This is a genomic window from Actinomycetota bacterium (genome assembly GCA_005774595.1).
Lineage (GTDB): Bacteria > Actinomycetota > Coriobacteriia > Anaerosomatales > D1FN1-002 > D1FN1-002.
The window spans coordinates 1-10,280 of the sequence record VAUM01000037.1 but is presented as its reverse complement, the minus strand read 5'-3'; the positions used below and the strand labels follow the sequence as shown (position 1 = coordinate 10,280).

Genomic DNA, 10,280 nt, shown 5'->3' with positions numbered 1-10,280 from the left:
CTCTTAGCTCAGGGGATAGAGCGTCTGCCTCCGGAGCAGAAGGTCGCAGGTTCGATTCCTGCAGAGGGCGCCAACCCCACCGGATGCGCGGAGGCCCGGCTCCAAGACGAGCCGGGCCTCCGTCGTTCGTGCAGGCGGGGCAGTTCGACGCGCCCGCGGACTAGTGGCCCTCGGCGCGCTCCTTCTGGTACGCGTCCACGAGCTTCTTCTGGATGTCCCCGGGGACCTGCTCGTAGGCGTCGATGCTGATGGTGTACGTGCCGGTGCCGCTCGTGATCGAGCGCAGATGCGGCGAGTAGTGGACGACCTCGGCGAACGGCGCCTGCGCGCGGATGACCTGGACGCCGGCCTGGGGGGCGTCCATGCCGAGCACGCGCCCGCGGATCGAACTGATATCGCCCATGACCGCGCCGGCATGCTCGTCCGGCACCTCGATCGTCAGCGTCGCGATCGGCTCGAGGATGACCGGGTCGGCCTTCTCGACGGCCGCGCGGAAGCCGATGCGCGCCGCGGTCTTGAACGCCATCTCGTTGCTGTCGACCGAGTGCATCGAGCCGTCGTAGACGGCCACGCGCACGTCCTGGACCGGGTAGCCCGCGATCGCGCCGGACGCCATCGTGTCCTGGACGCCCTTGTCCACCGCGACGATGAACGGTTTGGAGATGCGGCCGCCGACGATCTCGTCGAGGAACGCGTAGCCGCCGCCGGGGTTCGGCTCGATGCGCAGCCAGCAGTCGGCGAACTGGCCGGACCCGCCGGTCTGCTTCTTGTGGCGGCCCTGCGCCTGCGCCGTCTTGCGGATGGTCTCGCGGTAGGGGATGCGCAGGTCGATGAGTTCGGCCTCCACGTGGAACCGGTCGCGGAGGCGGCACAGCACGACGTCGACGCCCGTGTCGCCCATGGCGGTCAGCACGGTCTGGTGGGTCTCCTCGTCGCGGCGCAGGTTGAGCGCGGGGTCCTCGTCGACGATCTGCTTGATGGCCGTGCCGAGCTTGTCCTCGTCGGTCTTGGTCTTGGCTGCCACGGCGACGGGGTAGAGCGGCTCGGGCACGGGCAGCGGCGAGAAGGCGATGCCGCCCTTGGCCGACAGCGTGTCGTTGGTCAGCGTCTCGGCGAGCTTCGGGAGCACGACGATGTCGCCGGCCGGGGCGCCGTCGACGTCCGCGGTCTCCTTGCCGGTCATCTTGAAGACGTGCGCGACGCGCTCCTTCTTGCCGGTGCGCGAGTTCACGAGCTCCGAGTTGGGGGTCAGCGTTCCCGAGACCACCTTCACGAAGGTCAGCCTACCGACGTATGGGTCCGACAGCGTCTTGAACACGTGCGCCGCGACGTCGCCGGCGGTCGTGAACGGGACTTCCGTGCCGTCGACCGTGTGCATCGGGCCGTGGGCGGTGGGCTCGGGGAAGAAGGTGACGATCTCGTCCATCAGGTCCTCGATGCCCTGGAGCTTGAGCGCCGAGCCGACGAAGACCGGGACGACCTTGCTCTCCGCGATGGCGAGGCCGAGCAGCTTCTCGATGTCGGCCTGGGTCAGCGGTTCGCCCTCGAGGTACTTCATCATGAGCTCGTCGTCGGCCTCGGCGGTCTTGTCGGCGAGCGCATCGCGGGCGGCCTCGGCGGCCGCGGCGAACTCGGCCGGGATCTCGTCCATGTGCTCACCGTCGGCCTCGTGATGGCAGGCCTGCATGCGGATGACGTCGACAACGCCGCGGAAGTCGGCCTCCGAGCCCATCGGCAGCTGCACGGGCACGACCCGGTCGCCGAATGAGGCGGTGAGCTTGGCGATCGCGCCGTCGAAGTCGGCGTGCTCCTTGTCCATGCGATTGACGAACACCGCGCGCGCGATGCCCATCTCGCCCGCGATCTTCCACAGGCGGCGCGTCTGGACCTGGGGCCCGGCGACGGCATCGACCACGAAGAGCGCCATCTCGGCGGCCTCCATGCCGGCGATCGCGTCTCCGATGAAGTCGGCGTAGCCGGGGGTGTCGATGACGTTGATCTTGACGCCCTTGTGCGTCACCGGCGCGAGCGCGAGGTTGATCGAGAACTTGCGCTTGACCGCCTCGGAGTCGTAGTCGAGCCCGCTCGTGCCGTTGTCGACCGCGCCGAGGCGCTTCGTGGCCCCGGACAGGAAGAGCATGGCTTCAGCCAGGGAGGTCTTCCCGGCTCCGCCATGCCCCACGAGGACGACGTTGCGGACCTTGTCGGTAGCGGGAGCTCCCAAGTGCATCGCCTCCAACTCGCGTCGCGGCTGCGCGCCGTCCGGTGGCCGCCGCGGGGGTGTGTCGGGTCGCCATGATACTGCAATCGAAGGCCGCGGACACTCTGTTAGAATGTGTCGCGCCCGCGCCCCCGTGGGCCTCGTGAAGGTCCCGTACGCGCCCCGGAGGAACCCTCAAAGATGACCGCCGCACAGCAGCCTGCCGGCAAGCCCGCCGTGTCGAACGACCGCCGCCGCACGCTCGTCATCGTGGCGGTCATCGCCGTGGCGGCGCTCGTGCTGCTGCTCGTCGCGATGTGCTCGGGCGGGGTGCGCAGGGAGCCGGCCGCGCCGAGCGAGCAGGCGGCGTCCGGTCAGGGCGCCGCGTCCGAGACGGCCGCGCCGCCCGCGGAGTCCACCGCGACGGCCGAGCCGACGACCCCAGGGGAGGACCAGTTGTACACGCCCGCCTACAAGCCGAACGGCCGCGAGGTCGCGGTCGTCGCCGTCACGCGCGGCGGCCAGTCGCTCGGGACCGTGGAGTTCACCTTCTACCCGCAGGATGCTCCGAACCACGTCGCCAACTTCATCGAGCTGGCGAAGAAGGGCTTCTACGACGGGGTCTCGTTCCACCGCGTCGAGCCCGGCTTCGTCGTGCAGGGCGGCGACCCGAACACCAAGACCGGGCAGGGCGCGCCGGGCACCGGCGGCCCCGGATACCGCATCGCGGCCGAGTTCAACAGCCGCAAGCACCTCGACGGCACCGTCGCGATGGCGCGCTCGCAGGACCCGGACTCCGCCGGCTCGCAGTTCTACATCTGCCTCGGGGCGCAGAGCTTCCTCGACGGCAACTACACCGTCTTCGGCCAGGTCACCGAAGGCATGGACGTGGTCCACCAGATCCAGGTCGGCGACGTGATGTCATCCGTGACGATCGAGAACGCGGACTGACGCACTCGTGGACCACGCCGTCTTCACCCAGGCCGAGGAGCAGTACGAGGCGGGCGACTACCGCGCCGCGGCCCGCCTGTACCTCGCCGCCGCAGGCGGGGACGCCGCGGGCAACGGCGTGTGCTACCACCGGGCCGGCAACTGCCTCATGCGGCTGCACCGGGAACGCGACGCGCTCAAGGTGTACGCGCACGCGCTGAAGGACGAGCTGTACGAGCAGCGAGGGGCCGTGCTCGCGAACCTCGGCGCCGCGCACGCGTCGCTCGGCGAGTACAGCGAGGCGGTCCGCGCCTACGAGGGCGCCCTGGACGAGCACGGCTACACCACGCGCTACAAGGCGCTCCAGGGCCTGGCCGGCGCGCTGTGGGAGATGGGGCGCTACGCCGACGCCGCGCGCGAGTACCGCAAGGCGGCGCTGGAGGGCGGCAACCCCGACCCGGGCAAGGCGCTCAACAACCTCGGCCTGTGCTTCCTGCACCTCGGGCGGCCGGACGACGCCGCCGAGGCGTTCAAGGCGGCGGTGGGGCTGCCGCAGTACGCGAACAAGGGGCGCGCCCAGGCGAACCTCGGCCTCGCGCTGTCCGAGGCGGGGCGGCATGCGGAGGCCGTGAGGGCGTTCGAGAAGGCGACCCAGCTGTACGGACACTCGTTGTCGGCGGAGGCCGTCGAGGCGTTCGAGGCGTCCCGTGCGGCGCTCGTTCCCGAGACGCCGCCGCGCGAGACCGTCGAGGGCTGGGAGACCGGAGACCTGGGCGCCGCCGCGGAGGCGCTACGCTCCTCGGTGTCCGAGGACCACCCCGTCCCGGGCGATCCCGGCACGACCGGCGAGTTCGGCACCGCGGCGGACGTCTCGGAGTTCTTCGCGCGCACGGATGACGAGATGAAGCAGATCGATCGCGACGCCCGGCGTCAGGCGCGTGAGGACCGCCGGGGCGGCCGGAGTCCGTGGGCGGTGGTCGCGGTGGTCGCGGGGGCCGCGTTCCTCGCGGCGTCGCTGCTCGTCGCCGCGTACTTCCTCGGCCTGGGGTGGCCGACCCAGAGCATGGCGGTCGAGGGGATGATGGACGCCTATGCCGCCGGGAAGAGCGTCGACCGGTATTGGGTCGCCGTCCCGTCGTCGGACATCAAGAAGGAGATGCAGAAGGTCACGCCCAATCACAGCGGCTACACGATCGACTCGGTCGACCGCGCGTCGACCACCTCGCGGGCGTCGATCACGGTGTCGCCGGCGAAGGGCGCGGCGATGCACTACGTGGTCACCCTGTCGCGAGAGGGCGTCGGCTGGAAGGTGACCGGGATCGAGAACGACTGGGGATCGACCGGCGGGTCGTAGGGCCGCCGTCACACGCACACGGCAAGGGAAGGAACGGACTTGGACCAGCGTACGTACGTCATGATCAAGCCGGATGCAGTCGCCCGCGGTCTCGCGGGCGCCATCATCTCGCGCTTCGAGCGCACCGGGCTGACCATCGAGCGCATGGAGCTCGGGACGGTCGCCCGCGAGCAGGCCGAGGCCAACTACGCCGAGCACGCCGGCAAGCCGTTCTACGAGGGTCTCGTCGCCTACATCACGTCGGGTCCGGTCGTGCGCATGGTCGTCAGCGGGCCGGACGCCGTCGCCGTCTGCCGCAAGCTCATGGGCGCGACGAACCCCGCCGAGGCCGCCCCGGGCACCATCCGCGGCGACTTCGGGCTGACGCTCGATGCGAACGTGGTCCACGGCTCGGACTCCCCTGCGAGCGCCGAGCGCGAGATCGCGATCTTCTTCTCGTAGCAGCGCGTCGCAGGTGTTTGCAGGAATCGGGCAGCATCCCCCGAATCGACTTTCCCGATACCTTGAGCGTCAGTCGGCCATGGAAGGGGAGGGTCGCGCGTGAGCACAGCGCGCTTCCGAGGAGGCGTCCACCCGGACGACCGCAAGGCGGCCACGGCCAGCCTGCCGGTCGTGCGGGCCGGGGTGCCCGCCTCGGTCACGGTCCCGATGTCCCAGCATCTGGGCGCGCCGTGCGAGCCGGTCGTCGCTGCCGGCGACCGCGTGAAGCGCGGCCAGACGGTCGGTGACATCCGGGCGAAGGTCTCGGCCCCGGTGCACAGTCCCGTCGACGGCACGGTCACCGAGGTGGCCGACGTCCTGCTGGCGGGAGGGACGCACGCGGTCGCCGTGCGCATCGAGCCGGACGCCGGGCAGGACCTCGACACCTGGCTGCCGGTCGCCGAGAACGACGACCCGCGCGAGGTCGTGTGCGCGGCGGGAATCGTCGGCATGGGCGGCGCGGCATTCCCGACGAAGGTCAAACTCGAGCCGCCGCACGACATGCCCGTGAGCACCGTTCTGCTCAACGGCTGCGAATGCGAGCCGTACCTGACGTGCGACCACCGCACGATGCTCGAGTCGCCGGGCAAGGTCGTCGGCGGCGCGAAGCGGATCCGCGACATCGTGGGCGCGAAGCGCATCGTGATCGGCGTCGAGGACAACAAGCCCGACGCGATCGATGCGCTGCGTGCCGCCGCCGGCGAGGGCGTCGAGGTGATGTCGCTACCGACCCGCTATCCGCAAGGCGCCGAGAAGCAGCTCATCTGGGCGGTGCTGGCCAAAGAGGTCCCGCACGGCAAGCTGCCGGCGGCCACCGGCGCCCTCGTCCACAACGTGGGCACCGCCGCCGCCGTCCACGACGCGTTCGAACTGCGCAAGCCGCTCATCGAGCGCGTGGTGACCGTGTCGGGCGCCGTCGCGAAGCCCGGCAACTACCTCACGCTGATCGGGACCTCCGTGGGCGACCTGCTCGAGATGGCCGGCGGCGTGACCGACCCGACCGCCAAGATCGTCTCCGGCGGGCCGATGTGCGGCGCTGCCGTCGGGTCGCTCGACGTGCCGGTCACGAAGGGCACGTCGGGCGTCATCGCGATCCCTGCGGCCGAGGGCGCGCCGGATGTGAACGACGACCAGGCGTGCATCCGCTGCGGCCGCTGCGCGGACGCCTGCCCGATGATGCTCGAGCCCTACCAGATCGGCATCTACTCGTACGCGCACGACTGGGACCGCTGCGAGGAGTTCCACGCGCTCGACTGCATCGAGTGCGGGTGCTGCGCGTTCGTCTGCCCGAGCCGGCGTCCGCTCGTGCCGCTCATCCGGCGCGCGAAGGCGACGCTGATGTCGAGGGGGGCGAAGCTGTGAGCGAGACCCCCGCACGCCTGCGCGTCTCGGCCCCGCCGCACATCGCGGCGCCGGCGAACGTCACGCACATCATGCTGATGGTGCTCGCCGCGCTCGCGCCGGCCGCCATCTGGGCGGTCGTGAACATGGGGATGGCCGCGGTCACGCTGCTGCTGTGCTGCGTCATCTCGAGCGTCGCGACCGAGTGGGCCTGGAACGCGGTCACGAAGCGCCCGCAGTCGGTAGCCGACCTGAGCGCGGTCGTCACCGGCGTCTTGCTCGCGATGTCGCTTCCGCCGTGCACGCCGTGGTGGATCGCGGTCGTCGGCGGGATCGTCTCGATCGGGCTGGCGAAGATGCTCTTCGGCGGCCTCGGGTGGAACCTGTTCAACCCGGCGCTCGTCGGCCGCGCGGTGGTCACGCTGTCGTGGGCCGGTGTCTTCTCCGAGATCCAGCCCAACGCCGGCGGATGGTTCGGCGTCATGGCCGACCAGTCGGGCGCAGGGCTGGACACGATCAGCGGCGCCACCCGCCTCGCGCTGGCCGCGGCCGACCGTGCCGCGGGCGGAGCGTACGGGTTCGACCTGCCCGCGCAGTGGATGCCGCTGCTCGTCAAGAACCTCGAGGGCTCGCTCGGCGAGATCTCGGGCGGGCTGCTCATCCTCGGCGGGCTGTTCCTCATCGCGATGCGCATCGTCGACTGGCGCATCCCGGCCGGGTACATCGGGTCGGTGGCGCTGCTGTCGTGGGCGTTCGGGTCCGACCCGGTGTTCAACGTGCTGGCGGGCGGCGTGCTCCTCGGCGCGTTCTTCATGGCCACCGACTACGTGAGCTCGCCGGTCACGAAGTGGGGCCGGCTCGTGTTCGGCGTGGGCTGCGGCACCTTCAACGTGGTGACGCGGTTCTTCGGGCCGATGCCCGAGACGACCACCTTCGCGATCCTGTTCATGAACGGGCTGGCGCCGCTGATCGACCGCGGGTTCCGCCCGAGGACCTTCGGGTGGGTGAAGTCCCGTGGCTAGCAGTCCGAGTACCCCGGTGCGCCTGATCCTGTCGGTCGTGGTCACCTGCGCGGTGGCTGCGGCGGGGCTCTCGGTCACCTACGGCGCCACGAAGGACCTCATCGCCGAGCAGGAGCGCCTTGCGGTCGAGAAGGCGCTGGCCGAGGTCATGGGCGACGCCGCGGTCGGCGCCACGTTCGAGCAGGCCGACCAGGCGCTGCTCGACCGGGCGGTAGCGGCGGCGGGCGAGACGCCCGTCTATGCGGTCTACGCCGCGAAGTCCGCGTCCGGCGAGACCGTCGGCTGGGGTCTGAAGGTCGGCCCGCGCGGCTACGGCGGGCCGATAACCATGGTCGTCGGTTTGGACAGTTCCGGTTTGGTCACCGGTGTCACAGTGGTGCTGCACAACGAGACGCCGGGCCTCGGCACGAAGGCGATCGGCGAGCCGGAGTACCTGGCGAAGTTCGTCGGCGTCGACGGCAAGGACATCGAGAAGTCGGCCAAGAAGGTCGACACGATCACCGGGGCCACGAAGTCCTCGCGCGGCGTGCGCAAGGGCGTCATCGCGGCCGGGCACGTGTACGCGGACGTGCTGTCGAAGGAGGGGGGTGCGCAGTGAAGCACTTCATGAAGACCCTGCTCGACGGGCTCGCCCTCGAGAACCCGCTCATGGTGCTGATGATCGGCCTGTGCTCCGCCTGCGCAGTCTCCACCAAGTTCGAGGGCTCGTTCTTCATGGGAGTCGCGGTCATCTTCGTACTCGTCATGAGCAATGTGATCATCGCGGCCATCCGCAAGTTCATCCCCGACGAGGTCCGCATCCCGATCTTCATCGTGGTCATCGCGTCGTTCGTGACGATCGTCGACCTGGTGATGAAGGCGTACGTCCCGACCATCTACGCGTTCCTCGGCGTGTGGATCCCGCTGATCGTCGTCAACTGCATCGTGCTCGGCCGCGCCGAGGCGTTCGCGTACCACAACGGCATCCTGCTCTCGGCGGCCGACGGGCTCGGGATGGGCATCGGCTACACCATCATCCTGAGCATCATGTCGGTCATCCGCGAGCTGTTCGGCACCGGCCAGTTGCAGTTCCTCGGGGCGACGCTCGTCAAGTTCCCCGACGCGTACGCCCCGCCGAACATCCTCGTGCTGTTCCCGGGGGCGTTCATCCTGTTCGGCCTGCTCATGGCGGGCAACCTCGAGATCAACAAGCGCATACGCGCGGCCGAGAGGAGGGCGGCATAGGATGTCGACGCTGCAGCAACTCGGCCTGCTCCTCATCGGCTCGGCGCTCGTCAGCAACATCCTGCTGACCCGCTTCATCGCGCTGTGCTCGTTCTTCGGCATCTCCAACTCGATGGAGACGTCCTGGGGCATGAGCCTCGCCGTGCTCTTCGTCATGGTCATGGCGAGTTCGGTGACCTGGGTCGCGTACTACTTCCTGCTCGTGCCGCTCGGGGTCGGCGAGTTCCTCTACATCCCCGCGTTCATCCTGGTCATCGCGGCGCTCGTGCAGTTCGTCGAGATGTACCTCAAGAAGTCGAGCCCGACGCTGTACCGCGCGATGGGCATCTACCTGCCCCTCATCACCACGAACTGCGCCGTGCTCGCTGCCGCGACCGAGTCGGTCAAGCCGGGCTTCTTCAAGATGAACATGCCGTTCGACTTCTCGTTCCTGCAGGCGGTCGTCTACACCGCCGGCGTGGCGCTGGGCTACGGCTTCGCGCTGCTGTGCTTCACCGCGATCCGCGAGCGCCTCGATGTCGCGCCGGTGCCCAAGTGGCTCAAGGGCACGCCGATGTCGTTCATCTGCGCGGGCCTGCTCTCGCTCGGCTACATCGGCCTCGGCTCCTTGTTCGGGCTGTAGGAAGGGGGGACGCATGGACTTCGCACTCATCGGAAAGGCGGTCGGCGCCCTCTCGCTGATGGGCCTCATCTCGGCGGGGCTGCTCGCCGTGGCGTCGAAGAAGTTCCACGTCGAGGTCGACCCGCTCATCGAGGCGGTCTTCGCGGCGCTGCCGGGCGGCAACTGCGGCGCGTGCGGCAACCCGTCGTGCTTCGCTGTCGCCGAGCTGATCGCCGCCGGCACCAAGCCCGCCAACGCCTGCGTGGCCGGTGGCCAGACGGTCGCCGACGCCGTGGCCGAGGTCATGGGCGTCGAGGCCGGCGAGGTCGCCACGGTCGTGTCGTGCCGCCACTGCGGCGGCGGCCGCGACGCGGCCCGCGCGTTCGACTACTCGGGCCTGCTGTCCTGCGCCTCGGCCTCGAAGCTCGCGGGCGGCGACCTCGTGTGCCGCTGGGGCTGTTTCGGCTACGGCGACTGCTTCCGGGCGTGCCCGTTCGACGCGATCCGCATGGACGAGCGCGGGCTGCCGGTCGTCGACCTCGTCGCGTGCACGGGCTGCGGCATCTGCGTGCGCGAGTGCCCGCGCGGGTCGACGCACCTGCTCGAGCTCGTGTCCGAGAACGCCCCCGTCGCGGTGCGCTGCTCGGCGCACGACAAGCCCGCCCCCCGCAAGAAGGCGTGCCCGCACGCGTGCATCGCGTGCAAGAAGTGCGAGAAGGCGTGCGCGTACGGCGCGATCGTCGTCGTGGACGCGCTGGCGGTCGTCGACTACGCCAAGTGCACCGCCTGCGGTGCCTGTGTGGACGTGTGCCCGCAGGACTGCATCGACCTGTTCGGCCGCGCTGCGATCGCTCCGGCGCACGAGATCGACGGCAAGGCACGCGACGTGGCCGGATTCGCCCCCGAGCGCGCTGCGGTCGCCGACGAGGGCGCGAGCGAGTCGGACGAGGACGCGTAGCGCCATGACCCGCGCGGACGTCGTGCTGGCCTGTGCGGTGGCGGCCGTGGCCGCGGCCTCGGCGCCATTCGCGTGGGCCGCGCAGCGTCCGGCGGCGGCGTTCCGCGTGACGGGGCCGGCGGGCGTGACGGTAGTCCCGGCCGGCGGGGACGGGCGCCTCGTGGTGGAAG

General features: G+C 70.2%; 10 protein-coding genes and 1 tRNA gene. 10 read left to right on the top strand and 1 reads right to left on the bottom strand.

Annotated elements, in window-relative coordinates; all coding sequences use genetic code 11:
• Nucleotides 1-73: transfer RNA gene (locus tag FDZ70_02815), tRNA-Arg, on the top strand.
• A gap of 87 nt (nt 74-160) precedes the next feature.
• Here the strand turns inward: FDZ70_02815 and FDZ70_02810 are convergent.
• Nucleotides 161-2,224, bottom strand: coding sequence for an elongation factor G (locus tag FDZ70_02810; protein ID TLM79514.1), 2,064 nt, complete (start codon nt 2,222-2,224; stop codon nt 161-163).
• A gap of 291 nt (nt 2,225-2,515) precedes the next feature.
• Between FDZ70_02810 and FDZ70_02805 the strand changes: the two genes are divergently transcribed.
• From FDZ70_02805 to FDZ70_02765, 9 genes are all read left to right on the top strand, one after another.
• A complete protein-coding gene (locus tag FDZ70_02805) occupies nt 2,516-3,151 on the top strand; it encodes a peptidylprolyl isomerase (GenBank protein ID TLM79517.1) in 636 nt (211 codons plus the stop codon).
• A gap of 7 nt (nt 3,152-3,158) precedes the next feature.
• On the top strand, nt 3,159-4,484 hold the full coding sequence (locus FDZ70_02800) for a tetratricopeptide repeat protein (GenBank protein ID TLM79513.1): 1,326 nt from the start codon (nt 3,159-3,161) through the stop codon (nt 4,482-4,484).
• A 60-nt stretch (nt 4,485-4,544) separates the two neighbouring features.
• On the top strand, nt 4,545-4,925 hold the full coding sequence (locus FDZ70_02795; GenBank protein TLM79516.1) for a nucleoside-diphosphate kinase: 381 nt from the start codon (nt 4,545-4,547) through the stop codon (nt 4,923-4,925).
• Nucleotides 4,926-5,024: 99 nt separating this feature from the next.
• Nucleotides 5,025-6,326, top strand: a complete 1,302-nt coding sequence (gene rsxC, locus FDZ70_02790; GenBank protein ID TLM79512.1) for an electron transport complex subunit RsxC — start codon at nt 5,025-5,027, stop codon at nt 6,324-6,326.
• Entirely contained in the window at nt 6,101-7,327 is a 1,227-nt protein-coding gene (locus tag FDZ70_02785) for an RnfABCDGE type electron transport complex subunit D (protein TLM79511.1), read from the top strand. Before rsxC ends, FDZ70_02785 begins: the two co-directional genes overlap by 226 nt.
• 16 nt (nt 7,328-7,343) lie before the next feature.
• Nucleotides 7,344-7,925, top strand: a complete 582-nt coding sequence (locus tag FDZ70_02780) for an FMN-binding protein (protein TLM79510.1) — start codon at nt 7,344-7,346, stop codon at nt 7,923-7,925.
• A gap of 8 nt (nt 7,926-7,933) precedes the next feature.
• Complete coding sequence (locus FDZ70_02775; protein ID TLM79515.1) at nt 7,934-8,551, top strand: RnfABCDGE type electron transport complex subunit E; 618 nt, start codon at nt 7,934-7,936, stop codon at nt 8,549-8,551.
• 1 nt (nt 8,552) lies between these two features.
• Nucleotides 8,553-9,173, top strand: a complete 621-nt coding sequence (locus tag FDZ70_02770; GenBank protein ID TLM79509.1) for an electron transport complex subunit RsxA — start codon at nt 8,553-8,555, stop codon at nt 9,171-9,173.
• The gene (locus FDZ70_02765; GenBank protein TLM79508.1) at nt 9,067-10,110 is read left to right on the top strand and encodes a 4Fe-4S dicluster domain-containing protein; all 1,044 of its coding nucleotides are present in this window, start codon (nt 9,067-9,069) and stop codon (nt 10,108-10,110) included. The genes FDZ70_02770 and FDZ70_02765 overlap by 107 nt, the downstream gene beginning before the upstream one ends.
• The last annotated feature ends 170 nt before the right edge of the window (nt 10,111-10,280 follow it).

Bases quoted from the DNA above. Each gene is read 5' to 3' on its own strand.
- FDZ70_02805 (TLM79517.1), top strand. From the start codon at position 2,516: ATGTGCTCGGGCGGGGTGCGCAGGGAGCCGGCCGCGCCGAGCGAGCAG.
- FDZ70_02795 (TLM79516.1), top strand. From the start codon at position 4,545: ATGATCAAGCCGGATGCAGTCGCCCGCGGTCTCGCGGGCGCCATCATC.
- FDZ70_02775 (TLM79515.1), top strand. From the start codon at position 7,934: ATGAAGACCCTGCTCGACGGGCTCGCCCTCGAGAACCCGCTCATGGTG.
- FDZ70_02770 (TLM79509.1), top strand. From the start codon at position 8,553: ATGTCGACGCTGCAGCAACTCGGCCTGCTCCTCATCGGCTCGGCGCTC.
- FDZ70_02765 (TLM79508.1), top strand. From the start codon at position 9,067: ATGTCGCGCCGGTGCCCAAGTGGCTCAAGGGCACGCCGATGTCGTTCA.